Origin of the sequence: Streptomyces sp. NPDC015346 (genome assembly GCF_043078785.1) — a bacterium.
Lineage (GTDB): Bacteria > Actinomycetota > Actinomycetes > Streptomycetales > Streptomycetaceae > Streptomyces.
The window spans coordinates 142,370-168,319 of record NZ_JBIBTW010000003.1; the positions used below are offsets into that span (position 1 = coordinate 142,370).

General features: G+C 72.1%; 24 protein-coding genes. 17 read left to right on the forward strand and 7 right to left on the reverse strand.

What is annotated here, in order from left to right:
* Positions 1-66: 66 nt before the first annotated feature.
* From ACF06X_RS11525 to ACF06X_RS11550, 6 genes are all read left to right on the forward strand, one after another.
* Positions 67-1,392 (forward strand): condensation protein, encoded by a 1,326-nt coding sequence (locus ACF06X_RS11525; protein WP_392287034.1) that lies wholly within the window; start codon positions 67-69, stop codon positions 1,390-1,392.
* Positions 1,389-2,195 (forward strand): class I SAM-dependent methyltransferase, encoded by an 807-nt coding sequence (locus tag ACF06X_RS11530; RefSeq protein WP_392287035.1) that lies wholly within the window; start codon positions 1,389-1,391, stop codon positions 2,193-2,195. The genes ACF06X_RS11525 and ACF06X_RS11530 overlap by 4 nt, the downstream gene beginning before the upstream one ends.
* A gap of 3 nt (positions 2,196-2,198) precedes the next feature.
* Positions 2,199-3,104, forward strand: a complete 906-nt coding sequence (locus tag ACF06X_RS11535; protein WP_392287036.1) for a DMT family transporter — start codon at positions 2,199-2,201, stop codon at positions 3,102-3,104.
* The gene (locus tag ACF06X_RS11540; protein ID WP_392287037.1) at positions 3,101-3,328 is read left to right on the forward strand and encodes a Trm112 family protein; all 228 of its coding nucleotides are present in this window, start codon (positions 3,101-3,103) and stop codon (positions 3,326-3,328) included. The genes ACF06X_RS11535 and ACF06X_RS11540 overlap by 4 nt, the downstream gene beginning before the upstream one ends.
* 84 nt (positions 3,329-3,412) lie before the next feature.
* On the forward strand, positions 3,413-4,195 hold the full coding sequence (locus ACF06X_RS11545; RefSeq protein WP_392287038.1) for an SAM-dependent methyltransferase: 783 nt from the start codon (positions 3,413-3,415) through the stop codon (positions 4,193-4,195).
* A 210-nt stretch (positions 4,196-4,405) separates the two neighbouring features.
* On the forward strand, positions 4,406-5,449 hold the full coding sequence (locus ACF06X_RS11550) for a substrate-binding domain-containing protein (protein WP_392287039.1): 1,044 nt from the start codon (positions 4,406-4,408) through the stop codon (positions 5,447-5,449).
* Here the strand turns inward: ACF06X_RS11550 and ACF06X_RS11555 are convergent.
* Genes ACF06X_RS11555 through ACF06X_RS11565 form a run of 3 tightly spaced genes read right to left on the reverse strand, consistent with a single transcriptional unit; the run spans position 5,433 to position 8,958 of the window.
* Positions 5,433-6,143, reverse strand: a complete 711-nt coding sequence (locus tag ACF06X_RS11555) for a TSUP family transporter (RefSeq protein ID WP_392287040.1) — start codon at positions 6,141-6,143, stop codon at positions 5,433-5,435. The two genes, ACF06X_RS11550 and ACF06X_RS11555, sit on opposite strands and share 17 nt — an antisense overlap.
* On the reverse strand, positions 6,140-7,561 hold the full coding sequence (locus ACF06X_RS11560; RefSeq protein WP_392287041.1) for an amidohydrolase family protein: 1,422 nt from the start codon (positions 7,559-7,561) through the stop codon (positions 6,140-6,142). Before ACF06X_RS11560 ends, ACF06X_RS11555 begins: the two co-directional genes overlap by 4 nt.
* Positions 7,558-8,958, reverse strand: coding sequence for a uracil-xanthine permease family protein (locus ACF06X_RS11565; RefSeq protein WP_392287042.1), 1,401 nt, complete (start codon positions 8,956-8,958; stop codon positions 7,558-7,560). The genes ACF06X_RS11560 and ACF06X_RS11565 overlap by 4 nt, the downstream gene beginning before the upstream one ends.
* Positions 8,959-9,597: 639 nt before the next feature.
* Here ACF06X_RS11565 and ACF06X_RS11570 point away from each other — a divergent pair.
* From ACF06X_RS11570 to ACF06X_RS11585, 4 genes are all read left to right on the forward strand, one after another.
* Entirely contained in the window at positions 9,598-11,022 is a 1,425-nt protein-coding gene (locus tag ACF06X_RS11570; protein ID WP_392287043.1) for a nucleobase:cation symporter-2 family protein, read from the forward strand.
* A 60-nt stretch (positions 11,023-11,082) separates the two neighbouring features.
* Complete coding sequence (locus tag ACF06X_RS11575; RefSeq protein WP_392287044.1) at positions 11,083-11,787, forward strand: transcriptional regulator; 705 nt, start codon at positions 11,083-11,085, stop codon at positions 11,785-11,787.
* Positions 11,788-12,124: 337 nt separating this feature from the next.
* Positions 12,125-13,051: a MurR/RpiR family transcriptional regulator gene (locus ACF06X_RS11580; protein ID WP_392287045.1), complete on the forward strand. Its 927-nt coding sequence runs from the start codon at positions 12,125-12,127 to the stop codon at positions 13,049-13,051.
* Positions 13,052-13,348: 297 nt separating this feature from the next.
* On the forward strand, positions 13,349-13,951 hold the full coding sequence (locus ACF06X_RS11585) for a DUF998 domain-containing protein (RefSeq protein WP_392287046.1): 603 nt from the start codon (positions 13,349-13,351) through the stop codon (positions 13,949-13,951).
* A 45-nt stretch (positions 13,952-13,996) separates the two neighbouring features.
* Here ACF06X_RS11585 and ACF06X_RS11590 read toward each other — a convergent pair whose 3' ends face one another.
* The 3 genes from ACF06X_RS11590 to ACF06X_RS11600 form a co-directional block, all read right to left on the reverse strand.
* Positions 13,997-14,815: an SDR family NAD(P)-dependent oxidoreductase gene (locus ACF06X_RS11590; protein WP_392287677.1), complete on the reverse strand. Its 819-nt coding sequence runs from the start codon at positions 14,813-14,815 to the stop codon at positions 13,997-13,999.
* Positions 14,816-14,974: 159 nt separating this feature from the next.
* Complete coding sequence (locus tag ACF06X_RS11595) at positions 14,975-17,470, reverse strand: polysaccharide lyase 8 family protein (RefSeq protein ID WP_392287047.1); 2,496 nt, start codon at positions 17,468-17,470, stop codon at positions 14,975-14,977.
* A 188-nt stretch (positions 17,471-17,658) separates the two neighbouring features.
* Positions 17,659-18,750, reverse strand: a complete 1,092-nt coding sequence (locus ACF06X_RS11600) for an AI-2E family transporter (protein ID WP_392287048.1) — start codon at positions 18,748-18,750, stop codon at positions 17,659-17,661.
* Between the two features lie 152 nt (positions 18,751-18,902).
* Between ACF06X_RS11600 and ACF06X_RS11605 the strand changes: the two genes are divergently transcribed.
* The 3 genes from ACF06X_RS11605 to ACF06X_RS11615 all read left to right on the forward strand — a co-directional run bounded on the left by ACF06X_RS11605 (position 18,903) and on the right by ACF06X_RS11615 (position 21,143).
* Positions 18,903-19,757: a DMT family transporter gene (locus tag ACF06X_RS11605; RefSeq protein ID WP_392287049.1), complete on the forward strand. Its 855-nt coding sequence runs from the start codon at positions 18,903-18,905 to the stop codon at positions 19,755-19,757.
* A 102-nt stretch (positions 19,758-19,859) separates the two neighbouring features.
* Complete coding sequence (locus tag ACF06X_RS11610) at positions 19,860-20,273, forward strand: cupin domain-containing protein (RefSeq protein WP_392287050.1); 414 nt, start codon at positions 19,860-19,862, stop codon at positions 20,271-20,273.
* A 123-nt stretch (positions 20,274-20,396) separates the two neighbouring features.
* Positions 20,397-21,143 (forward strand): class E sortase, encoded by a 747-nt coding sequence (locus tag ACF06X_RS11615; protein WP_392287051.1) that lies wholly within the window; start codon positions 20,397-20,399, stop codon positions 21,141-21,143.
* A 4-nt stretch (positions 21,144-21,147) separates the two neighbouring features.
* Here the strand turns inward: ACF06X_RS11615 and ACF06X_RS11620 are convergent, their stop codons facing one another.
* Positions 21,148-21,906, reverse strand: a complete 759-nt coding sequence (locus ACF06X_RS11620) for a trypsin-like peptidase domain-containing protein (RefSeq protein WP_392287052.1) — start codon at positions 21,904-21,906, stop codon at positions 21,148-21,150.
* Between the two features lie 269 nt (positions 21,907-22,175).
* Here ACF06X_RS11620 and ACF06X_RS11625 point away from each other — a divergent pair, with 269 nt between their 5' ends.
* The 4 genes from ACF06X_RS11625 to ACF06X_RS11640 all read left to right on the forward strand — a co-directional run bounded on the left by ACF06X_RS11625 (position 22,176) and on the right by ACF06X_RS11640 (position 25,949).
* Complete coding sequence (locus ACF06X_RS11625; RefSeq protein WP_392287053.1) at positions 22,176-23,267, forward strand: sugar ABC transporter substrate-binding protein; 1,092 nt, start codon at positions 22,176-22,178, stop codon at positions 23,265-23,267.
* A gap of 102 nt (positions 23,268-23,369) precedes the next feature.
* Positions 23,370-24,155, forward strand: coding sequence for an ATP-binding cassette domain-containing protein (locus ACF06X_RS11630; RefSeq protein ID WP_392287054.1), 786 nt, complete (start codon positions 23,370-23,372; stop codon positions 24,153-24,155).
* Positions 24,152-25,477, forward strand: coding sequence for a sugar ABC transporter permease (locus ACF06X_RS11635; protein WP_392287055.1), 1,326 nt, complete (start codon positions 24,152-24,154; stop codon positions 25,475-25,477). Before ACF06X_RS11630 ends, ACF06X_RS11635 begins: the two co-directional genes overlap by 4 nt.
* A 52-nt stretch (positions 25,478-25,529) precedes the next feature.
* Positions 25,530-25,949 (forward strand): four-helix bundle copper-binding protein, encoded by a 420-nt coding sequence (locus tag ACF06X_RS11640; protein WP_392287056.1) that lies wholly within the window; start codon positions 25,530-25,532, stop codon positions 25,947-25,949.
* The last annotated feature ends 1 nt before the right edge of the window (position 25,950 follow it).

Below are 25,950 nucleotides of genomic sequence, written 5' to 3' on the forward strand. Positions count from 1 at the left end.
ATCGTCGGGAGGGGGACCGCGACCCCTCCCGGCAGGGTCCGGATTCCCTTTCCGACCGTCGACGAGGTGTCGCGGCACTGCCTCAGCGACGACGAACCGGAGAGCGTGCACATCGAGGTCCACCTGCCCGGACGGGTGGACCAGGCACGGCTGCGGGCCGCGTTCCGGCGGGCGCTGCTGGCGCACCCCAGGGTGCTGATGCGGGAGGTACCCGGCCGTCGTCACCGGCGGTCCTTCGCGTGGGAGCTGACCGTCGAACCGGACCGCGACCCGGTGAGCTTCGCGGGGCGGGGCCCCGACGCGTTGGCCAGGGCCAGGGACCGCGCCCTGAGCGCATGTCCGCCGCTCACCCTGTCGCCGCCGATGCGCCTGGAAGTGGTGGACGCCGACAGCGGGACCGTGCTGCTGCTGACGATGCATCACACGGCCCTCGACGCCCCGTCGGGGCTGCGGGTGCTCGCCACGACCGCCGAACAGTACGGCGGCGTGGACGCACTTCCGGTCACCGGGCGGGTCCGGCCGACGCGCTCGGGTTCGGCCCCGAGCGGTACCGGCCGCGCCGTACGTGCGCGCCCCGTGCGCGTCGCGCCGGACTCCCGCCCCGAGCCCGTACGTGCCCGCGCCGTGGGCAACGGCATGCTGCAGGCGGAGCTGCCCGTTCCGCGGCGTGCGGCGCGGACCGGGGGCCTCCCGCCCTGGACCGTCAACGACCAACTCCTGGTCGCCGCAGCCCTGATGGTGGGCCGCTGGAACGTCTCGCAGGGTCGGCCGGCCGGTCCGGTACGGATCACGATGCCGGTCGACGACCGGCCGCGCGGCACGGAGATGCCGATGGGCAACGGAACCCGGCTCGTCGAGGTGGCCATGACCTCCGAGGACCCGCGCGACACGGACCTGCTGCTCGGTGAGCGGCCGGACCCGGCAGCCGTTGCCCGGTTGCTGCGCACCACTGCTCAGCGCACCCGCGCGCTGAAGTCGGCCCAGGGCGCCCCCATGGGCGCCGGGGCGAGTCTGCTGACCACACCGCTGCTCCCCGTCGGCATCCGGGGCGTGCTCACCCGTGGCGCACGGCGGGCGGCGGCGTCCTGGACGTCGACGGCACTGGTCACCAACATCGGACGCGTGCCGTACGCGCTGGACTTCGGCGACGCCGGCCGTGCGACGGCCGTGTGGTTCTCCGCACCGGCGCGGATGCCGCGCGGGCTGAGCGTGGCGGCGGCCTCCACCGGCGGGCGACTGCATGTGACGCTGCGCTGGTCGCGGGCGCTGCTCGGTGACGCGGCCGGTGCGGACCTGGTGGGCTTGTTCGAGGAGTCGCTCTCGACGACGTCTCTCACCCCGTCCGGAGCGCCTGTCCCTTCCACCCAGGACAACCCCACGAGGCCGTCATGACCCTTTCCACCAGCGGCTCCACAGAAACCGGCAAGTCGTCCGAGGCGGCGGTGACTTCCCCCGACCTGGCGCCGAGCCGGCCGGTCCCCGGGCTGCGGGACTTCTACGAGAACCCCACCGTTCCCGTCGCCTCCGGGGAAGCCCGTACGCTGCGCCAGGCCCGGATGCTGGCCGACGCGCTCGGCCCCGTCGGGCCCGGGCGCCCGGCCGCGACCGTGCTCGACGTCGGCTGCGGGGACGGCTCGGCCGGCGCGACCGCCGCCCGCGTCCTGGACGGGCACCGCATCGTGGGGATCGACTGGTCGCAGGACGCGCTGCGCCGGGCGGCGCCGCGCCTGAGTCAGGTCGTCCGTGGCGAACTGACCGGCAACGGGCTGCCGTTCGCCTCCGGCAGCGCCGACGCCGTGCTGTTCAGCGAGGTCGTCGAGCACCTCGTCGACCCCGACAGCGCGCTCGACGAACTGCGCAGGGTGCTGCGCCCCGGTGGGCATCTGATGCTCTCGACGCCGAACCTCGCCGCCTGGTACAACCGCGCCCTGCTGCTCGCCGGAGTCCAGCCCGTGTTCTCCGAGGTGAGTCTGCGCCGCATCCACGGCAGACCGGGCAGGGAGGTGGTGGGCCATCTGAGGCTGTACACGGCACGCGCGCTGCGCGAGTTCGTGGCGGCGTCCGGGTTCGAGGTGGTGGCGGTCGCCGGTGCGCCGTTCCACGGAGTGCCGCGCCCGCTCCGCCCGCTGGACCGCCTGGCCTGCGGGGTGCCCTCCCTCGCCTCCATCCTGCTCGTGCACGCGCGAAAGGTGTAGCCCGTGGTGTGGGGTGTGGCCGCCGCGCTGGTGGCGAACGTCCTGTACAGCACCGGCTTCGTGCTGGAGAAGCGTGCGCTGGCCGGCATGCCGCCGCTCAGTGCCGCCCAGCCGGGCCGGGCCCTGATCCTTCTGGCCGGCAGGCCCCTGTGGATCTGCGGGGCTCTGGCGCTGGCCCTGGGGTTCGCCGCGCAGCTCGCCGTCTACCGCACACTGCCGATCGCCGCCGCCCAAGGCCTCTTCCTGTCCGGCCTCGTCCTTCTGCTGGTGCTCTCGTCGGTGGTGCTCGGCGAGCGCCCCTCCGGCCGTGAGAGGCGCGCGGTGGCCGTCATCGGCCTGGCGCTGGTGATGGTGGTGGCCTCCCTCTACGGGACCAGCGAGGAGATCAGCCGCAGCGCGCCCACGGGGATCCTGCTGGCGCTGTGCGTGCCGACCCTCGCGGCCGGGCTGCTGCTCTACTCGGCCGCGGAGCGGCGCGCCCGCCGACGCCATCGGCAGCCGACCACAGGAGTGGCCTACGCGGTCGCGGTCGGCCTGATCTATGGCGTCAGCTCGCTCGCCATCAAGGGCGTCTCCGGCCGTCTGGACACCTCGGACCTGCTGGGCTCCGTGCCCGCCCTGCTCGCCTCCCCGTACCCGTACCTCCTCCTGCTGACAGGGGTCAGCGGACTGGTGCTCTCGCAGACCGCGCTCCAGCGGTGCCGGGCCTCACTGATCGTCCCGGTGTGCTCGACGGTGACCTGCGTCTTCACCATCGTGAGCGGCACGATCGCATTCGACGAGCCGCTGCCCGACGACTCGTTGCGGCTGTTACTGCGTCTCGGCGGCACCGTGCTCGCACTGATGGTCCTGCTCACCCTGCCGCGCCACGACGCGGACACCCCCACCTCCGAAGGAACCCGGCCATGAAGCCTGACAACCCGCTGCTGAAGATCCTCGCCTGCCCGCTCGACAAGGGTCCGCTGATCCTCGACGAGATCGGGGGCGCTCTCTACAACCCGCGCCTGCGCCGCCGCTATCCGATCGTCGACGGCATTCCGCAGCTGCTCCCTTCCTCCGGAGTGCCGGACGCCGAGGAGGAACCTGCCGCCGAGGAGGAACGGAACGCGTCCGCCGGCCGGGACCGCGCTTAGGCCCCAGCCGGCCGGTACGTGGGTGGCGGGGCAACAAGCCATGGCAGTAACGGAGTTGCTCAGCCGCTGCGCTACGTTGAAGCGGTGACCGACATCGAATCGCGCATCGACACGTCCCGGCCCCACACCGCCCGGATATGGAACTACTGGACCGGCGGGAAGGACAACTACCCAGTCGACCGGGAGGCCGGCGACCGGATCCGGGAGCTGCATCCCGGGATCGGGGAGTACGCGAAGGCGGACCGGCTGTTCCTGGGGCGGGCGGTCCGGTACCTGGCCGAGCAGGAGGGCATCCGGCAGTTCCTGGACATCGGGACGGGGCTGCCGAGCGCCGACAACACCCACGAGGTCGCCCAGCGCGTCGCCCCCGACGCCCGTGTCGTCTACGTCGACAACGACCCGCTCGTCCTGGCACACGCCCGGGCGCTGCTGGTCGGCACGCCCGAGGGCCGCACAGACTACCTGGACGCCGATCTGCGGGACGTCGACACGATCCTCGCCGCCGCGGCGAAGACGCTCGACCTTTCGCAGCCGGTCGCGCTCATCCTGCTCGGGGTCGTCATCTTCATCGAGGACGACGAGGAGTCGTACGGGATCGTGCGTCGGCTCATGGACGCGCTCGCGCCCGGCAGCCACCTCGTCCTGTCCCATACCGTGACTCACCCGGACATGCCGGATGTCGACGCTGCCGTGGCGTTCTGGAACGAGCACGGCACCCCGAAACTCACACAGCGGACCCCTGCCGCCGTCGCACGCTACTTCGACGGCCTGGAGCTGCTCGAGCCCGGCGTGGTCTCGTGCTCCGCGTGGCGACCGGAGACGCCCGCCGCCGATGTCGCGATGTACGCGGGCGTCGGCCGCAAGTGAGGGTGGGCACTGGCGGGACGGAGCCCGCCAGGGCGAGGCCGGCCCCGGACCCGCACGCGGCGGACCGGGCCGGGAACCGGCCGGCGGCAGGAGTACGGACCCATCGGCGCGGCCGCCCGTACTCACCGGCCGGACCGGGTGACGTGGCCGCCGCCCGGGTCGGCGAAGATGGGGGTGTCACCTGTTCCGAGTGCGTGAGGAGCGACGGAGATGGCCACTCCCGGGGCCGGCTCGAGACCACCGACGATCGCCGATGTCGCCACGGCCGCCGGCGTGTCGCGCACCACGGTCTCGCACGCGCTCAACGGGCTCGGCAAGGTCGACCCCCGGACCCGGGAGCGCATCAAGGTGATCGCCGCCGAGCTGGGGTACCGGCCCAACCTGCGGGCCCAGCGGCTGCGGCGAGGGGAGGCCAAGGCCATCGCGCTCGCCTCCTCCATGCCGTTCGCGGTGGCCGCGGGGCCTTCCCGGCTCGGGTTCTACATGGAGATCGCGGCCGCCGCCGCCGAGAGCGCGCTGCTGCACGGCTACGCGCTCGTGCTCGTACCCCCCGTGCAGTCCGGTTCGGGTCTGCACTCCGTCGACATCGACGGGGCCCTCGTCGTGGAGCCCGATGTGAACGACGTGGCGGTGGCCCATCTGAAGGAGCGCGGGCTGCCCTACGTGGCGCTCGGCAGGCCCGTCTCGCCCGACGAGGCGGCTCCGTACATCGATCTGCGCGGTGAGCTCGTCGCCGAGCTGCTCCTCGCCCACCTGCACGAGCAGGGCGCCCGACGGCCGGCCCTCATCATCGGATCCGGGGAGCGCCACGCGGCCGTCGACGCGCGCGCCGCGTACGAGCGGCTCGCCGCGGAGCACGGCTGGACGCCGATCGTCGCGACCGCCCCCGAGGCGGGCGGCGAAGAGGCGGGGTACGAGAGCTGCGCGGAACTGCTCGCCCGGCACCCCGGGATCGACGCCGTGTGCGCGTTGGTGGACGCCTTCGCCGTCGGAGCGGTCCGGGCGATCAAGGACAGCGGACGCGCCGTACCGGACGACATCATGGTCGTCACCCGGTACGACGGACTGCGCGCCCGTACGTGCGAGCCGCCGCTCACGGCCGTCGACCTCCATCTCGACCGGGCGGCGGCCGACGCGGTGGAGCTGCTCCTCGGACAGCTGCGCGGCGACGTGACCACCGGCGCGGTGGTCACGTCGCCCGCGCCCCGGGTGATCCCGCGCGCCTCGTCGCTGCGGGTCACACCCCGAGCATGAGGACGATCCCGGAGACCAGCGCGAACCCGAGCACGAACAGACGCATCCTGGACGCGTTCAGCCGGTGGCGCACCAGACGGCTCGACCACGCGCCGACCGCGATCGCCGGAAGCAGTGCCAACGCCCAGCCCAGGTCCGCCGGTTGCCCCTCGCCCGTGGCGAACAGCAGTGCCAGGGAGGCGATTTCGCCGACGAGGAAGCAGACGGCGACGGTGGAGCGCAGCTCGGCCGGTGGCCGGTGCTGGTAGACCAGCGCGAGCGGCGGACCGCCGACGCCGGTGGCCGTCTCCGTGAGACCGGTCACCAGGCCCGCGCCGAGGTAGGCGGCCCGGCCGGGGCTGAACGCCGGCGCGGCCAGACTCACGACCGCCGCCAGGACGGTGGCGATGCCCACGAAGAGGCCGAGGCTGCGGTCCGGGATCAGCCAGAGCAGCGCGAGACCGCCGGGGGTCGCGGCGAGCCGGGCGGCGGTGATCCATCCGGCCCCCCGCAGATCGAGCGAGGCCCGTTCGCGCCAGGCGACGTACATGTTGAGCGGGATCATCGCCGCCAGTACGAAGACGGGGAGCAGACCGGGGTCCAGGATCCCGGCCACGGGCGCGACGATCAGCGCGAAGCCGAGACCGCTGCTGCCCTGGACGAACGCGGCGACGGCCACGGTGAGGGCGAGGACGGCCAGCGTCTCGGTGCTCACGGCGCGGTGCTCCTCAGCCGTGCCGCCGTGGACGTCGGGTGGGTGCGCGTGATGGGGGCGCGGGCCACGGCGGCGCGGGCCAGTTCGGCCGCCCGGCGGACGAGCGCGGGGCCGTCCCAGTCGGTGGGCAGGCCGCGCCACAGGCGCATCCGGCCGCCGACGAACACGGCGGTGATCTGGTCCCGGTTGCCGCGTCGTACCAGCTCCCAGGGCACGTCCCAGGAGAGCGCCAGTTCGGGGGTGGTGACGTCGACGAGGAGGAAGTCGGCCGCCAGGCCCTCGGCGACGGCGCCGGTCCGGCCACGGAGGCCGACGGCGTCGGCGCCGCCGCGGGTGGCGTGCTCCAGCCAGGTCCAGCCGGCGCCGCACGACGAGTCGCCGGTGGCGAGGCCGTACGCGATCCGCTGGGCGAATTCGGCCGCCTCGGCGAGGCGGAATCCGTCGCCCCGGGTGCCGTCGGTGCCGAGGCCGAAGCGGATGCCGCGCTCGGCCATGGCCAGGGCGGGAGCGACGGCGTTGCCCTTCCACGCGCTGGCCACCGGGTTGTAGCTGACGGCGGTCCCGGTGTCGGCGAGCAGGGTCAGCTCGCGCGGTGTGAGGAGGGTGGCGTGAGCGGCGAGCAGCTGGAGGCCCAACGCCCCTATGTGGTGGAGGTGTTCGAGCGGGCGCAGGCCGTGCCGGAGCAGGGAGCGTTCGACACCGGCCAGGTGCTCGTTGACATGGATCTGCACGGTGGCTCCCGCCTCGGCGGCGAGCCGGGCGACGCGCCCCAGGGTCGAGGGCCTCGCCGCCTCGGGGATGGAGACGGCGAGGGAGGCGTGGACGAGCGGGTCGCCCTCGTAGCGTGCGAGGTGCTTCTCCGCGCGGTCGAGGACGGCGGGATCGCCGCCCTCGGCGTCGGCGCCGGTGGTCTCGGCGCCGTCGTCGGCGTCGTTGCAGACGAGTCCGAGAACGCAGCGGATTCCGGCGTCGCGGGCGGCGGAGGCGACGACCTCGACGTCCACGTCGGCGCGGGTGCCCGCGTCGGCGACCGTCGTGAAGCCGCCCCGCAGGGCTTCGAGGGACGCCAACTTGGCCGCCGTGTAAGCCGATTCCTCGTCCAGCGCGCCCTCGAGCGGTACCCACACCCGCCGGAAGATCTCCGACGGCTCCCCGAAGGCGAGGGCGGAGCCGAAGCTCTGTGTGAGGTGGTGGTGGGCGTCGACGAAGCCGGGCATCAGGAGGTGTCCCGCCAGCCGTACGCCTTCCAGGTGCGGGTGGGCGCGGCGGAGCTCCGCCGCGGGGCCCACGGCGCGGAACGAGCCGTCGGCGACGACGACCGCCCATCCGTCGGCGGGCCCTTCCGGCAGCAGGACGGCGTCCGGTTCGAGGAGGAACGGGCCTGGCCCGTCCAGGAGTTCGCGGGTGCGCTGGTTCATCGGTCGCTTTCCGTACGGCTGGTGGCCAGCCGGGCGGCGATGCCCGGCCTCATGTGGTTGAAGAGGATGTTCAGGACGGCGGCGACGAACGCGCCGACGGCGACGCCGCTTTCGAGGAGGATGCGGAGGTTCGGCGGGAAGCCCGCGTACACGCCCGGGATCAGGATGGGCAAAAGCCCGAGGGCGAGGGCGACGGCGCAGATGAACGTGTTGGTGTGGGTGTCGAGGTCGGAGCGGCCGAGCAGCTGCACTCCGAGCACGGTGATGACCGCGAAGACGACCATGGCGGTCCCTCCGATGACCGCCGACGGGATGACGCTGATCGCGCGGGTCACCGGGGCGAGGAAGCCGATGGCGATGAGGACCACGCCGGCCGCGGCGGTGACGTAACGGCTGCGTACACCGGTGACCCGGACGATGCCGATGTTCTCGCCGCTCGTCACCATCAGCGGCAGTCCGAAGAATCCGCCGAAGAGGGAGGTGAGCGCATCGCCGCGGATGGTCTTGGGGACGGTGGTGCGCCGGTCGATGTCCTTGCCCACGGCCTCGGCGTTGATGACCGTCTGACCGGTGGCCTCCGCCATGGAGGCGAGGCAGTAGAGCATCAGCGGCAGCGCGGCGAGGAGGTTGAACTGGGGCGAGCCGAACGGCAGCACCTCCGGCAGGCTGACCAGGCCGCCTTCGGCGGCGCGGCCGAAGTCCATGTGGCCGAGGAGAGCGGCGAGCGCGGTGCCTCCCAGGAGGCCGAGCATGACGGCGAGTTGGCGCAGGACGCCGGTGAACAGCAGGTAGAAGACGATGGTGAACCCGATCGTCGCCATGCCGAGCATGAGATTCGTGGGGTCGGCGAAGCCGGGCGAGCCGGGACGGCCGGTGACGAGGACGGCGCCGACCTTCACCAGGTTGACGCCGACGATGACGATCATCGTGCCGATGACGAGGGCGGGGAAGAAGGCGAGCAGCCGCGAGAAGACGGGCAGGACGAGGAAGTAGAAGAGGGCGGTGAGGATGACGGCGCCGGTGGCCGTGCGCAGGCCGTGCTGGTCGGCGATGGCGAGGAAGAGAATGAGCGGCGCGCCGCCCGGCAGCATCACGAACGGCAGCCGGGGCCCGAACTTCCAGGGGCCCAGCGACTGGATCAGGGAGCCGACGCCGGAGAGTACGAAGGCGGCGGAGAGCAGATTGACCGTCAGGCCGGCGTCGAGGCGCAGGGTGGCGCTCATCAGGAAGATCGCCGAGATCGGCGTGGCGGCCATGACGAGGACGTGCTGGATCCCGAAGAGGAGGATGCGGCCCCAGGGGCGGGACTCGTCCACGGGATGGACGGCTGCGGGTTCGGTGGGCTCCGGCGTTGGGGGCTGTTCCGTACCGGGAAGGGTCTGGCGGGGACTGGACACGTTCGAGCTCCGATCGGCGTTCGACACGTTCGGGTTCAGCCGCGATCCGGCCCTGGACGGGGAGCCAAATCGATTTGGCCATCGATTTGGCCGTCAGTATGTGAGGCGGCGCGACGGCCGTCAAGGGGTTGGGTCGGCGTCTTCCGTCGGCGCCGCCGCGTGCGGAGTCACGTGCGGAGGCATCTGACGCAGCCTCAGAAACGGCAACGAAATCCGCACCATGGGTGGCCCCACGCCATCGATTCGTAAGTTACTAAGGGGTTTTGCTTCAAGAAACATGGACCTACGCCTTGCGTGATGCCATGCGCGTCCGCAAGGATCTGTCTCCGGCCCGGGCCGTTCGCCCCGGCCCCCTTCGCGCCTCCATGTCTGGACGCCTGGCCGCGCACCGGTAACCCCGGTGCCGCCAGCCGGTGCGCCGCCTGATCCACGCGGCCGCCCGGATGCCCCCTTCGAGGCTCTCCGCGCGACCCGACGTACGGGCTTCGCCGACGTCCCGATGTCTCGATGTCCCGGCGTTCCGGCGTCGCGCGAATCCTCGCGTATCCCCCTCGTACCGCCTGTCCCTCTCGTACCCCCTCGTACCTCCTCGTTCCCCTTCGTTTCCTCTCATTCACCTACCCTCAAGGCAAGGCAGAGATGGCTCCACTGGCCTCGCGCAGACGACCCCCCACCGCCGTGCACCCGGTGGACGAGGTCCTGCCGCTCCCCACCCTCGCGCTGTACGGATTCCAGCACGTCCTGGCGTTCTACGCCGGTGCGGTGCTCGTCCCCGTGATCCTGGGCAGCAGCCTCGGCCTCTCGCAGCAGGAGCTCGTCTACCTGATCAACGCCGACCTGGTCACCGCGGGGATCGCCACCATCATCCAGGCGTGGGGCTTCTGGCGGATCGGCGCCCGGCTGCCGCTCGTCCAGGGCGCGACCTTCACGGCCGTCTCACCGATGATCGCCATCGGCCAGGGCGCGGGCGGCGGCACCGCCGGCCTGCTGGTGGTGTACGGCGCCGTCATCACCGGCGGTGTCGCGGTCTTCCTCCTCGCCCCGTTCGCCGGGCGCCTGGCCGCGTACTTCCCCCCGATCGTGACCGGCACCCTCCTCACGGTCATCGGCATCGTCCTCATCCCGGTGGCGCTCCAGGACGTCGGCGGCGGCGCGGCGCTCTTCGGCGGCTCCGGCTACGGCGACCCCGACCACCTCGCGTACGCGGGCGGGACCCTCCTCTTCATCCTGCTGGTGGTGCGGTTCGGCGGACCGTTCCTGCGCAGCATCGCGGTCCTGCTCGGCCTTGTCGGCGGAACCTTCGTCGCCTGGCTGCTCGGGGACGTCGACCTCGGTGCCGTCGACCAGGCCGACTGGGTCGGCGTCAGCACCCCGTTCCACTACGGTCTGCCGCAGTTCTCGATCTTCCCGATGATGGCGATGATCGTCGTCATGCTCATCACGATGGTGGAGACCACGGGCGACGTGTACGCCATGGGCGAGATCACCGGCCGGGAGGTCGACGGCGAGACGGTCGGCCGCGCGCTGCGGGCCGACGGCCTCGCCACCGTGCTCGGCGGCATCTTCAACTCCTTCCCGTACGTGGCGTTCGCCGAGAACATCGGTCTGGTCCGCATCTCCCGCGTCACCAGCCGGTTCGTCGTGGTCGCGGCCGGGATCCTGATGATCCTCCTCGGACTGGTGCCGAAGGCCGGCGCCGTGGTGGCCTCCGTCCCCCACCCGGTGCTCGGCGCCGCGGCCGTCGCGATGTTCGGCATGGTCGCCACCGTGGGCATCCAGATCCTGGCCAAGGTCGACCTGCGGGAGGAGCGCAACGCCATCATCCTGGCCGTCAGTCTGGGAGCCGCGATGCTCCCGACGGCCGTCGCGCCCTTCTTCGAGCGCCTGCCCACCGAGGTGCGGGCCGTCCTGGGTAGCGGAATCACCCTCGGCACGCTGACGGCCGTCCTGCTGAACCTGTTCTTCCACGTGCTGGAGGGCCGCCGCAAACGGGAGGACATCGACTGGGACGGCCTCGCCGCGTACGACGACGGGACGGGGCCGCAGACCACCACGGCCCGCTGACCCGTCCCCGCTCCGCGGAGCCCGTCGCTCCGCGGAGCCGCCCACCGAGGTGATCCGCACGTGTCCCACCCCCCGTTCTCTCCCGCCCAGGCGCGGGCCGCGCGTCTCCGTATCGGCCTGCCTCCCGAACAAGTCGTCGCCGCCATGGCCCAGTTGGGGCTGCACCGCCCGGTGGAGGCCCTCATGTCCTGGGAGTCGGGGGCGGTGGCGCCGTCGGAGCTCGAACTCTTCGCCCTGGCCAGCGCGCTGTGGTGTCCCGTACCGGTCCTCATGGATCTGCGGCCCCGATCCCTGCGCGAGCACCGCCTGGCCCGGCAGTTCACCGCCGAGCGGCTCGCCCAGCGCATCGGCATGGACGTGCGGGACTATGTCCGCGCCGAGAAGGAGCACCGCTGGAGCGGCACCGACCGCCAGACGCTGCTGCTGGCGGACGCCCTGGGCCTCGAACCGGAGGACCTGCGGGCCGTCATCGGCCGGGCCGGCGAGCTCGACGAGCTGCTCCGCCGGGCCGTCGAAGGCCGGTGGAAGCAGTACGTCGCCCCGCTCGCCCAGATGGTCGGCGCCCGCGAACGGACGGTGGGCCAGGCGCTGCGCACCCTGCACCAGGAGTACGCCCGTTTCAACGAGCGCTACATGGGCCACCTCGTCGCCCGCAGCGACCACGCCCGCCTGAAGGAGATCGCCACCGAACGCGCCGAGTGGCTGCACGGCCTGTCCGACCGCTTCCTCGACCTCACCGGTCACGACACCCCGCCCTCGCCATGAGGGTCACCGCTCCCGCAGGCCCGGTGGACGCTCGGGGTGCTGCCGCCCACCTGCTGGAAGGCGGTGCTCAGGGCGAACGTGTCAGAAGCCGACCAAGCCGGGGCCCGGCGGACCGGCCCGCGCCCGGATCGCCGGGGATCCCTGCCGGCACGGGACCGGCGCCGCGCCCGGATGCGGCAGTCTCGGATCACCCAACTCGTCTCGCGCTGAAGCGTGTTCCGTCGTCGTTCCGCCGACGGTGATCGTCCGCGTGCTCCCCCCACTGCCACCTCGTCCCACGGAAGCCCTGACCCGGTGAACTATCTTGGGCAGCAGTGGGACGAGAAGGAGGCACCCCGTGCCATCTGGCCAGCAGGCGCGCGCACAGGCGGCGGCGATCACACCGGGCAGGCGCTCGGCCGAGACGGAGGCGGCCTCCCCCGCCGAGCGGGTGCGTTCGCTGTTCGGCGGACACCGGCTGTCGCCCGCGCAGCGGCGCATCGCCCAGTTCCTGATCGACCACCTCACCGAGGCCGCGTTCCTGTCGATCACCGAGCTCGCGGAGCGGGTGGGCGTCAGCCAGCCGTCCGTGACGCGGTTCGCCTCGTCGCTGGGGTTCAGCGGCTACCCCGCCCTCCGGGAGGCCCTTCAGCCCATCGCGCTCAGCGCGGTCGCCGGCGCGCCGGCCGGGGGCGAGGAGAGGCTCCGTAACGAACTCCAGTCGGCGGTCGACGCCGAGATCGAGAACCTGACGTCCCTGCGGCGCGTGCTCGCCGACCCCGACCGGATCCTCGACATCGGCCGCGAACTGGCCCGCTCCGTTCCCCTGACGGTCCTCGGCCTGCGGATCTCGGTCTCCCTCGCCGAGTACTTCGCGTATGCCGCACGGCGCATCCACCCCGATGTACGGGTGGTGACGCGCGGCGGCAGCGTCGCCTACGACGCGCTGCTCCAGGCGCGCGAGGCGGGCGGGACATGGGTGCTGGCCTTCGCGATGCCCCGGCATGCCAACGAGACCCTCGCCGTCGTCCGCGCCGCTCGCGACGCCGGCCTGAGCGTCGCGCTGATCACCGACCTGGCGCTCGGGCCGCTCGTCGACGAGGCCGACGTGGTGTTCACCGCGGGCACGGGGTCACGGCTCGTCTTCGACTCGTACGCGGCCCCGGGCGTGCTGTCGGCGGCCATCCTCCAGGCCATGGCCGACGCGGATCCGGAGCGTACGCAGATCCGGCTGGAGAAGTACGAGCAGGCGGCGGAGCAGCACCACTTCTTCCTGGACGAGTGAGCCGTTTCACGGAGTCGAGGTGCATGAAAATTTTCATTCCCTTGCCTACTCGACGGTATGGATATTTACTGAGGGTGCCCTCCCCGGGCCCGGACAGAACACCGCAGGGTCGCCCCCTCCTCCTCAGACGGCCCTCGTGTTTGAACGGCGCAGCCGCGCGCTTCGCGCGGGTGCATTGTGGGCGGCTCCGGTCAACCCCTGGGCCGGAGCCGCCACACAGAACCAACGACCCCGCCTGCGGGGGCCACCGGCGCGTGGCACCTCCGGGGACGTGATCGCGCGCTCTACGGTGGGCCGATGCGATCCGTACCCAGATGGGCCTTGATCTCCTCAGGGAGTGCCCCTGTCCTGCTGGTCGCGGGCTGGACGGTCGCGGCGCGGCTCGAAGGCCCCGCCTACGACCCCGTCACACAGACGATCAGCGTTCTGGCGGCCTACGGCGCCGCCGGGTTCTGGGTGATGACCGGAGCGTTCTTCGCCCTTGGCGTCTGTCATCTGCTGACCGCCTGGGGGCTGCGCCCGGCCGCGCCCGCCGGGCGGGTGGCGCTGGCCGGCGGCGGAGTCGCGGCCTTCGTGGTGGCTCTGCTCCCGGCACCGAGCAGCGGGGGATCCCTGCGTCACGGGTCGGTCGCCGTGATCGGCTTCGCCCTCCTGGCGCTGTGGCCGGTACTGGCCGCCGCCGATCACGGCGCATCCGCACCTTGGGCACTCCGGCCCGTGCCCGCCCTCGGGGCGACCACGGCGATGAGCCTCGGTGCGGGCTGGTTCCTGATCGAGATGAACCGCCACGGTGCCGCGGGCGTCGCCGAGCGCCTCGTCACGTGCATGCAGTCCCTCTGGCCGCTGGTGGTCGTCGTCTCCTGCCTCTGGCATCCCGACCACGACGAACCCTCGACGTGACCCGTCGGCGGCCCGGGCCGAGGACGGCCGACGTCAGGGGTCACGTCAGGCGTGCGGCGTCCGCGGCTCGATCCGGAAGTCGAAGGCGAGCGTGCCCGGATCGAGCGCGGTCGCCCCGCCGTCGACGGTGAGTACCGCTCCGTTGACGAACGAGGAAGCGGGCGAGAGCAGCCAGGCCACGGCCTCGGCGACCTCGCGCGGCTCGCCCGGCCGCCCGGCGGGCAGCACACGCGTGACCTCCTCGTACGCCGCCTCCACACCGCCCTCCCCGAGCCCCGCCTCCTCGGCGAACCGGTCCATCCGGCGGTCCGCCATGTCGGTGCGCACCCAGCTGGGGCACACCGTATTGGCGCGCAGACCCCTCGGCCCGTAGTCGACCGCGAGCGAGCGGCAGAGCTGGAGCAGCGCCGCCTTGGAGGTGGCGTAGGCGGCGTTGCCCACGCCGTTGCGCAGCGCGGACACCGAGGCGACCGCGACCACCGCGCCACGGGCGTCGAGCAGATGCGGGAGCGCGGCACGCAGCAGATGGAACGGGCCGGTGAGATTGGTCCGCATGACGGTCTCCCAGTCCTCGGGCGTCACCTCGCCCACACCTCCGCCGCGCCCGATACCGGCGTTGAGGACGACCCCGTCGAGGCGGCCGTGCGCGGTGACGGCCGCGTCGACGAGCGCGCGTACCGCGTCGGGGTCGCCGATGTCGGACGGGAAGGCCAGGGCCCCGGTCTCCTCCGCGACGAGCCGCAGGGGTTCGGGCCGGCGCCCGGAGATCACCACATGGTGCCCCGCCTCGTGCAGCAGCCGGGCGGTCGCGGCGCCGATGCCCGTCCCGCCGCCGGTCACGAGGTACACGCGCTGGTCCGCCATGGTCGTCGAGCCTCCGCCGTCGTCGTTCGCCATCGTCGTCCGCCTCCTTGGTGATCATATGCAGGGGACGTACGGGGCGGGGCCCGGCGCCGGGGACGTACGCCGCCTCCCGAGCCGAGCCGAGCCGGGCCGGGCCGGGGGCCGGGGGTGCCCCGGCCGTCAGGCGAGCCGGACCACCGCCTTGTGCGTGGCGGCGAGCGTTCCCGGAGTGATCCGCAGCTGGAGCGCGGAGCCCGTGGCCGTCACCTGGACCGTGGGGTCCTTGGACAGCACCGCCGACACCGGCCGGTGCCAGGTGAGGTCGATCGTCGCCCCGTCCCGCAGGGGACGGGAGACACAGACCGTCGCGGTGGTCCCGGACTCGCGGATCAGCACGGAGGCGGGGGTGGTCGTCGTGACCTGCCCGACCGTGCCGGCGAGCCAGAAGTTGATCCCGGTGAGGCCCAGCGAGGCGACACGTACGCCCTGCTGCTCGTTGGTGTTGGCGAGGACGGTCAGCCAGCCCGTGTCGGCGGCGCGCGCGGCCGTCTGCGCCTGACCGGCACCCGGCATCACGACGTACGCGTACGTGGCCCAGGTCGGATCGGTGCCGTGGTCGAACCAGAGGGTGAGGTACCGGCGGGTGACCGGGTCCGTCACGGCACTCTTGTTGATGTCGGACCAGGCGCCCGTGCGCGCCTGGCGCAGTGCCTTCAGAGCGGTCGCGCCGCCGGGGAAGACGTACCCGGCGTGTCCGGCGAGGTGGGCCCAGCGCGCCCCGGTGAGGGTGGCGCTCCAGCCGAGTGTGGTGGGCTGGGCGGTGCCGTCGACGGTGAAGGCGTGGCCGCCGGTCGCACCGAGGTTGCGGTTCTCGACGACCGATTCGACGCCCGTGCCGTCGCGGCCGTGGATGCCGGCGCCGAGGCAGACGACGGCGTCGTCGAGGAAGAACCAGGACTTCTTGGCGAGGAGCGTGGAGGACAGGCCCTTGAGGTACTGGCCGACGGCCGCGTACGTGCCGTCGGTCGTTCCGCCGACCCAGCGTACGTCGGGCCGGGCCGCGCCCCAGGTGCCGCCCTCGCCGTCGGCGAGCAGCTTGCGGGAGGCGGTGGTGCCGGGCAGCCGATAGGGGTCGACCGTGGGCCAGAAGTCGTCGCTGTACTGCCCGTTGGCGAAGGTGTCGCCCCACCAGTAGAGCATTCCCGAGCCGCTGTGCCAGGCGCGCAGGTTCTCGCCGTTGCCGTTCTCGTAGTACGTGATCCGGTTCGACGCCATGGAGAGCGAGGCCGCCCAGCCGGCGCGGCGGTGCACGGCCCGGTCCATGCCGGAGAAGAGGCGGTGGCCGGACGGCTCGGGGCTCGCCGCCGTCGCACCGTCGTCGACGGCCTTGAGGCGGGCGAGCGCGGCGACGCCGAGCGCGGGACTGGCGAGCAGCGGGCTGTAGTAGTCGCGGGCGATCCAGCCCTTGACCAGGCCGTCCCAGCGGGTCTTCTCCGCGGCCGAGGCGCTCTGCGCGAGAAGCGCGACGCAGGCGATGATCAAGTGGCCGCGCAGGTGGTCGTCCTGGCGGACGCCCCTGGTGTCCGTCTTCTGTACGCCGCGGCTGATCGCCCGTCCGGAGACGGCGTCCATGGCGAGACCGTTGAAGAGGAAGGGCGCGTACGCCTTCTCCACGGAGTCGAACACGACCTGCCGGCCGCTGTCCGTGACCTCCCACGTCGAGCCCTTGAGCAGGGCGAAGAGGAGGGAGAGACCGCCGAGCATGACGGCGCCGTACGAGCCGGCGTAAGGGACGTAGGTGTGCTGGATGAAGCTGCCGTCGGCGTAGAGCCCGTCGCCGGCCGTGACGTACGGGAAGACCGGCGAGAGCGCGTCACGGGCGAGGGCCAGTTTCGCGGCGGACCTGCCGACGACACCGCGCAGCGCGAGGACCCGGCACAGGTCGACCCGGTTGGCTCCGGTGGAGGTGCCGGAGTAGTTCGCGACGGCGCTGTCGGGGACGAAGTGGTCGACGGCGGCGCAGTGTTCGGCGATCCGGGTCGCGCCGAGAAAGTCGTACAGGAGGACGTCGATGTCGAGCAGCGCCTGCGGGATGCCGATCTGCCAGCTGTACCAGTTGCCGTAGCGGGCCTGGCTCGCGTTGTACGCCTGGTCGTGGAGGTGGTCGAGGCCGGTGAGGATCTCGGCCCGCAGGGCCGTGTCGCCGGTGAGGCCCGTGCCGGGCTGGGCGTACGCCTCGGCGAGGGTGCGCAGCCGGTTGTAACTGATGTTGAGATTGCCGGAGTACGTGTACGACTCGGCGTCCGTGTCCGGTTCGGGGTCCGCGTAGGGCAGGTCCGGCCAGAGGGAGCCGTTCGCCGGGGCCATCGAGGAGCGCAGATCGCGGGCGCTTTCGCCGAGCGCGGCGAGCTTCGAGGCGAAGGGCTCCGCGGTCGGCGAGAAGTTCGCGCCGAGGAGGAGGTTCCGCCACTTCAGGCGCAGCGCGTCGAAGGCGTCGGCGCCGTACGCCGGTGTCGCGACGAGCGGCACCCCGAGCGGGGCGAGAGCGGCGGCGGCGAGGGCGGCGCGCAGCACGGCGCGGCGGGACAACAGGGAGGCGGGGACGGGGAAACGCGCGGCGACGGGGTGATCCGCGGGATCGGGGGAGTGGCTGGTAGCGCGCAGGGAGGGGTGCATTCGGGGGACCTCCTGGGGGCCGGCGCCTGGCGGTCGGCGCGTGGCCGACAGCATGCCGGGGGCAGAAAGCGATTGCTACCCCTGTGAACCGGCCTTTCGCCGGATCCGGTGGAGTCGCCTCCACTTCCGCTCGTCGACCGGAACTCGCCACAGCGGCACCCTGGCCCACCGCACCGGGCGGGCCCGGTTCATCCGCCAGCCGCCGCCCCGCGGGCCTCGTGCCGGGCCTCGCGCCGGGCCTCTCGCAGGGCCCGGTGGACCGCCCAGATCACCGAGACCAGGGGCACGGCCACCACGGCCCCCACGATGCCGGCCCCGATCGAGCCCGCGATCACCGAGATCGCCACCACCAGAGGGTGCAGCCGCACGGCCCAGCTCATCACGAGCGGATGCAGCACATGACCCTCGATCTGTCCGATGACCACGATCAGGCCGACCACGATCGCCGCCACCAGGGGGCCCTGCGAGGCGAGCGCCACGACGGCGGCGACCGCGAGGGCGATGGGGGAGCCGATCAGCGGGACGAAGGCGGCCATGAACTCCAGAAGCGCGAGGGGGACCGCCAGCGGCACCCCGAGGAGCCAGAGCGCGAGACCGACGAGGATCGCGTTGGTCGCCGCCACCAGCACGATGCCGTGCGTATAACCGGTGAAGGTGTGCCAGGCCGCGCGCCCGCCGATCTTCACGCGGCCGCGCACGGAGCGCGGCAACTGCTCCTGGAGCCAGGACCACTGACGGTCCCCCGAGTGGATGAAGAACACCGAGCAGAACAGCGCGAGGGCGAGCGTGGTCAGCACCGACACCAGCTCGCTCGCGCCGCTCAGCGCCCGGCTGACCAGGGTGGCGCGGTGGCTCGACAGCCACTGCCCGATCCTGGCCTGGACGTCGGAGAGCGCCTCCGGATTCAGCCGGAACGGCGGTCGCTCGAGCCGGCGCTCGATCCGGTCGACGCCGACCCCGAACTCGCGCACCAGCGTCGCCCGCTCACCCGCCACCGCCTCGCCGACCAGCGTGAGGACACCGAGGACGAGCGCGATGCAGCCGAGGAGGGTGAGGGCGACCGCCAGGGTGCGGGGCAGGCCGCGGGCGACCACATCGGCGACCGGGCGCAGCAGCGCCGTGATCACCAGACCGAGGAACACCGCCACGCCGATCTCGTGGAACCGCCCGAGGAGGGCGAACAGGCTGTAGACGAGCGCCCCGACGGCGAGCAGCCGCCACGCGTAGGCGGCGGCTGTACGAAGGAACGGGGCCACCGGCGGTGGTGTGCCAGGCTGCATGACCGACGACGTACCACCGTGAGGACGGCGGGCCACGGCTGAGCCTCGACATTCGCCCTTCCGGGAGACCGGACGGGCGAATGCGGCACAAAGCCCCGTCCGGGGGCGGTGTCGTCACGAGGCCCTTCGCCGACGACCGTGAGTATCAGGGGATGGGTGTCGTCCTGCCGGTCCTGTTCGCGCTGTTCGCCGCGTCGAGCAACGCGCTCGCCACGGTGCTGCAGCGCCGCGCCACACTGACCGTCCGTCAGTCCGACTCGTTCCGCCCGAGCCTGATCCTCGACCTGATGCGGCGCCCGATCTGGCTGGTCGGCATCCTCGCGCTGATCGCGGCCGGAATCGGGCAGGCGGCGGCCCTGGCGACCGGGCCGCTGGCGCTCGTACAACCCCTCTTCGTGCTCGAACTGCCGCTCGCCCTGCTGATCGCGTCGCTGTTCGCGCGCCGGCGGCTGCCCGCCCGGCTGTGGTACGCCGTGGCCGCGGTGGTCGCGGGGCTCGGGGTGGCCCTCATGGCCGCCTCGCCCGCCGGGAACCGTACGCAGGTGCCGCTGGACCACTGGATTCCGGCGCTCGTGGCGTGCGGCGTCGCGGTCGTGGCGCTGTCCACGGTCGGCCTGAGAAAATCGACGGGACGCGCCCGCGCCGGTTGCCTCGGAGCCGCGACGGCGATCTGTTACGCGCTCACCGCTGCCCTGATGAAGGTGTCGATGCACATCCTGGAGGAGCGCGGGGTCGGCGCCTTCCTGACGACCTGGCAGACGTACGCCTTCGGCGCGACCGGCATCGCGGCGATCCTCCTCCTCGAACACGCCATGCAGGGCGGGCCGCTGGTCGCCTCGCAGCCCGCGCTGACCCTGGGGGACGCGTCGGTGAGTCTGGTGCTCGGCGTCCTGCTGTACGACGAGCACGTACGGACGGAGTGGTGGCTGCTGCCGCAGCTGGCCGGAGTCGTCCTGATCGTCTTCGGGGTGTTCGCGCTGGCGCGCAGCGGGGTCAGCGCCACCTAGGGGGCCGCCGGCTGTGGGGTGTCTCGCCGAAAGGCCCGCCGGGCCCGCGGCGGCCACAATCGAAGACAGGGGCACCTGAAGCGTGAGGTACGGAGGTACGCCGTGGAAATCCTGGAACCCCAGCCGACCACGAAGGCGCCCGACGAGTGGTTCACCGGCGATGTCTGGTTCGACGTGCTCCACGCGGGCCGCGAACCCTCCCGGCTGCGCGCCAACCTGGTCCGTTTCGCACCCGCCGCCCGCAGCCACTGGCACTCCCACGCCCTCGGCCAGACCCTGCACATCGTCTCCGGCGTCGCCCTCATCGGCACCCGCGACGGCCGGATCATCGAGGCCCACCCCGGCGACACCATCCACACCCCGCCGGGGGAGGAGCACTGGCACGGCGCCGCTCCCGACCGCTTCATGGCGCACCTCGCCCTGTGGGAAGGCATCGGCGAGGGCGTGCCGGAGACCACGTGGCTGGAGGAGGTCGGCCACGACGTATACACCGGCCCGCGCATCAGCGCGAGCTGAACCGGCCGGGAATACGTCCTCGGTACGCGTCGTTGTCGCCGCTGAAGCGGCCACTGTCGACGCCCCCTGGGCCGACATTCCCCCAGGCGGTGGCCGAGAGCTCCGAGACCCTTCGGGAACGCCATGCACCGTGCCCGAGTTGTTCGCAGCGCCGTAGCCGCCGTGGCGGTCGGCCTGCTCGTCGGCTGTTCCGTGGTGAGCGGCAGCCGGAGTGCGGCCGACGTCTCGACCTCCGTGTCCGTGTCGATGTCCGTCTCCGAGGCGCCGAAGCAGACGCAGACGCAGACGCCGACGCCTACACCGCCGGGGACGGCGGTGCCCGCCGCCGCGCCGGCCGCCGAACCGGAACCCGACGAGAAGCCCCGGACCGCTGAGCTGGCCATACCCTCGATCGGCCTCAGCGACCTGCGCGTGGTGCCGTACGAGGGAACGACCGACGACCGGGCGGGCACCCGAATACAGGACCGGGGCGTGGCCGCGAGCCCCTACGGGAAGCGGGGCGGAGTCGGCCCGGGCGAGGTCGGCAACTACCTGGTGACCGCCCACCGGCTCTCCGCCGGCGGTCCCCTGCGCGACCTGCCCTCCGTCGACGTGGGCGACTCCGTCTTCGTCACGGCCGGGGACACCGTGTACGTGTACAAGATCGTCGAGACGCGGACGACGTCCTTCCGCTCCGCCCGTTCCCTCGCGGAGCAGCGGGCCGCGGTCCCGGGCGAGCCGGGCGAGAAGCCCACCCGGGCCATGATCACCCTCTCTACCTGCGCGACCCCCGAGGACGACGCCGCGGGAAACTTCTGGCGCGACGCCCTGGGCAACCCCGAGCACCGCATCGACAAGATCGGCGTCCTCGCCTCGACCCGGCCGGCGTAAGCGTTCAGCTCGCGAGGTGGAAGCCCGCGCCGACCCCGCCGTGGGCGTTCATCTCGTCGAGGATGCTCTGGATCGGCGAACTGTGCTGGGCGCCCCAGGCGTTGCCGACCAGGGTCCGGTCGAGGACCACGGGAGCGCCGGAGTCCCCGCCGTCGGTCCAGATCAGGTGGGTGAACCAGATGCCGTTGGTGCCCAGCTTCATGCCGCAGGTCAGGCCGGTGCGGTGGCCCTGCTTGCACATGCGGGTGCCGTTGGCCGGAGGGGCGCCGATCGAGGTGATGGTCACGCCGCCGACGGTGTCGGTCGGCACGACCCTCGTCGCGTCCAGCTTGATCACCGCGTAGTCCAGGCCCTTGGGACCGGTGTTGAGGAGGTTGTTCGGCGTGCCGACGTAGGTGACGGTGCCGATCGCGCCGGTCGCCAGGTCGGGGCGGCTGTCGGCGATCGGTGCGGGCGCGAAGGCGGTGCCCGCCGGGGAGACGTCCCGGTAGACCTGCGCCCCGACCAGCTTGTTGCCCTGCTCGTCGATGAAGCAGTGCGCGTTGGTCAGTGCCACCAGATTGCCAGCGGTGTCGCGGCCGACCGCGGTGAGGGTGCAGATGAAGTAGCCGGTGGGCGCTTCCGGGCTCGGGGTCATCCGGAAGATGATCCCGGTGCCGCCGCCGACGGCCGTGCGGGAGTCCGCCTGCGCGGAGGGGACCGCCACGACGGAGGTGGCAGCCAGGAGCACGGCGAGGCCGAGGGCGCGCAGAAGACGAAGCATGCGGTCACTTCCCGTGGGAGCCGGCGGGGCGAGAGCGAAGTCTCCTCGCGCCTGTCGCCAGCAAACTAGAATTGATCTCTAGTTTCTAGCAGTCCCACGGGGTGAGCGGCAGCCTGGAACCGGCCAATGCCGGGCCCGGCGTCGCGTGGCCCCCGTCACCCGCTTGCCGCTCCTCCGGTTGCGGCTAATGTCGATATATAGGCGACATGCGCATCCTCGCTCCCGCGCCCTCCCGCCGCAGGGAAGGGGCGGCACGAAAGGAGCCTCCCATGACCCGTATGTTGCGGGGCGCGATAGCCCTGGCCGGAGCCGTAGCGCTCTCCCTGGGAGCGGTCGCGACCGGCGGCGCGGCGCAGCCCGGCGCGGACAGCGCGGCGCAGGGCGAGGTGAAGATCGGTCTGCTGCTGCCGGAGAGCAAGACCACGCGGTACGAGAAATTCGACCGGCCCTACATCGAGGCCAAGATCAAGGAACTGGCACCGGACGCCCAGATCGACTACTACAACGCCGCCGAGAGCGCGACCACCCAGCAACAGCAGGTGAACACCGCCCTCGCCAAGGGCGACAAGGTGCTCATCCTGGACGCCGTCGACGCCAAGTCGATCCAGTCCTCCGTACAGAAGGCCCATGACGCCGGCGTGAAGGTCGTCGCGTACGACCGCCTCGCCCAGGGCCCCGTCGACGCCTACGTGAGTTACGACAACCGCAAGGTCGGCGAGTTGCAGGGCCAGGCGCTCCTCGCCGCGATCGGCGACAAGGCCAGGACCGGCCAGATCGTGATGCACAACGGCTCGCCGACCGACCCGAACGCCGCCGAGTTCAAGGCCGGCGCGCACTCCGTCCTCGACGGCAAGGTGAAGATCGGCAAGGAGTACGACACCCCGAACTGGGACCCCAACAACGCCAACCAGCAGATGTCCGGCGCCATCAGCGCGCTCGGCAAGGAGAACATCGTCGGCGTCTACTCGGCCAACGACGGCCTTGCCGCCGGTATCGCCACCGCCCTCAAGGCGGCCGGCATGAACGTGCCGCTCACCGGCCAGGACGCCCAGCTCGACGCGATCCAGCGACTGCTCCTCGGCACCCAGACGATCACGATCGAGAAGCCGTACAAGCCGGAGGCCGACGCGGCGGCGACGATGGCGGTCAACCTGGCCGAGGGCAAGGAGCTGCCCAAGTCGCTGACGCCCACCACCGTCACCAGCGGCAGCGGCCAGAAGGTCCCCGCCACCCTGCTGACACCGGTCGTGGTCACCAAGGACAACATCAAGGACACGGTCGTCAAGGACGGGCTGTACACCGTCGAGGAGATCTGCACCCCGACCTACGAGGCGGCCTGCAGGGAGGCCGGTCTCCAGTAGCCGCGAGGCGTGGCATTCCGACGGGGGCGAGGCGGCCCGTACGAGCGGACAAGCGGACAAGCGGACGAGCGGACAAGCGGGCCAGCGGAGGAGGCGGTTCCGTTGCCGGAGGCACCTGTGCTCACACTGCGGGGGATCTCCAAACGGTTCGGTGCGGTCCAGGCCCTGTCGGGGTTCGACCTGGAGGTCCACGCCGGCGAGGTCGTCGCGCTCGTCGGCGACAACGGCGCCGGCAAGTCCACCGCCGTCAAGGCGATCGCCGGAGTGAACCCGCCCGACGAGGGCGTCATCGAGTGGGAGGGCCGCCGGGTCGCCATCAACCGGCCGCACGACGCCCAGAACCTCGGCATCGCCACCGTCTACCAGGACCTGGCGCTGTGCGACAACCTGGACGTCGTCGGCAACCTCTTCCTCGGCCGCGAACTGCGCCGCTTCGGCATCCTCGACGAGGTCCGTATGGACCAGCGCTCCCGCGAACTGCTGGACACGCTGTCCATCCGCATCCCCAGCGTCCGCATCCCCGTCGCCTCCCTCTCCGGCGGCCAGCGCCAGACCGTGGCGATCGCCCGCTCGCTCATCGGCGAACCGAAGGTCGTCATCCTGGACGAGCCCACCGCCGCGCTCGGCGTGGAGCAGACCGCCCAGGTCCTCGACCTCGTCGAGCGGCTCCGCGACCGCGGCCTCGGCACCATTCTGATCAGCCACAACATGGTCGACGTGATGGCGGTCGCCGACCGGATCGCGGTCATGCGCCTAGGCCGGAACAACGGGTTCTTCGACAAGCGCTCCACCACCACCGAGGAGATCATCTCCGCCATCACCGGGGCCACCGACAGCGCCGTCACCCGCCGCCAGGCCCGCAAGCGGGAGGAGGAGGGAGAGCGATGAGCCGCGACCAAGGCCCCGGCAACGACCCCCGCGAAGACCCCGCCGGAGGCCTCGGCAGAGGCCCCGACGACGCTGCTGCCCAGGAGCCGGCGCGCGACGCCCTGCCCGCCGTCGACACCCGCCTGCTCGTCCGCGAGGAGGGCGTGCGGGGCTACCTCGGGGAGTTCCGGCGCAAGCTGCGCAGCGGTGAGCTGGGCTCTCTCCCCGTCGTCGTCGCCGTGATCATCATCTGGACCGTGTTCGGCAGCCTCAACAGCGCGTTCCTCTCGGCCCAGAACCTCTCCGACCTCAGTCAGCAGATCGTCGGCACCGGCATGATCGCCGTCGGGATCGTCTTCGTGCTGCTGCTCGGCGAGATCGACCTCTCCGTCGGCTCCGTCAGCGGCCTGTGCGCCGCGCTCTTCGCCGTGCTCAACGTCCTCAACGGCATGAACGAGTGGCTGGCGCTCCTGGTCGCCGTGGCCGGCGGCGCGGCCGTCGGCCTCATCCACGGCTTCTTCTTCGCCAAAGTGGGAGTACCGGCGTTCGTGGTCACCCTGGCCGGCAACCTCGCCTGGAACGGACTGATGCTGCAGGTGCTCGGCACCAGCGGCACCGTCAACATCCCCAGCGAGTCCATCGTCGCCAGGCTCTACTCCACGATCTTCCACAGCCCGGCCGCCGCCTATGTGACGGCGGCCGTGGGTGTCGGTCTCTTCCTGACGGCCTCGCTGCTGGACGCCGGACGCCGGAGGAAGGCCGGGGTGCCGTTCCGCCCGGTGGCGGAGATCGTGCTGCGTACGGTCGTCATCGCCGCGATCGCCTTCGCCGCCGCGTACATCCTCAACCAGTACCAAGGCCTTCCGCTGGCCCTCCTGATCTTCCTGATCCTGCTGGTGCTGTTGGACTTCGTGCTGCGCCGCACCACCTACGGCCGCCGGATCTTCGCCGTCGGCGGCAACATCGAGGGCGCCCGCCGGGCCGGCATCAGCGTGCCGTTCGTCCGGATGTCCGTCTTCACGATCGCCGGCACGATGGCCGCGATCGGAGGCATCTTCCTGGCCGGCCAGATCCAGTCCGCGAGCCAGACCTCCGGTGGCGGCAACCTGCTGATGAACGTCATCGCGGCGGCCGTCATCGGCGGTACGAGCCTGTTCGGCGGCCGCGGCTCCGTCTGGTCCGCGCTGCTCGGCGCCCTGGTGATCGGATCCATCCAGTCCGGGATGAACATCATGGGTGTCAGCAACGCCGTCCAGTTCATGATCACCGGGTCGGTCCTGCTCGCCGCGGTGGTCGTCGACTCCCTGTCCCGCAGGAGCCAGAAGGCCGCGGGCCGCGCCTGATCCCGGACCGTCCGGTCCACCGGGCCCGCGGTGTGTGAGGAGGTCACCGACGATGTCCAGTACCACCGTGAGGGACATGCTCGCCACGTACCCGGCCGGTCTCGGCGGGATCGACCCGGGAAAGCTGACCCGCTGCATCGAGGAATGCGGCGCGTGCGCCCAGGCGTGTACCGCCTGCGCGGACGCCTGTCTGTCCGAAGGCATGGTCGGCGATCTGACCAAGTGCATCCGTACCGACATGGACTGCGCCGACATCTGCACCGCCACGGCGGCCGTGCTCTCACGCCACACGGGGTACGACGCCGGTGTCACGGCCGCGATGCTGCACGCCTGCGCCACGGTGTGCAAGGCGTGCGCGGATGAGTGCGCCTCCCACGCCGACATGCACGACCACTGCCGTATCTGCGCCGAGGCCTGCCGCTCCTGCGAACAGGCCTGCAACGACCTGCTCGGCTCCCTGGGCCGCCGCTAGC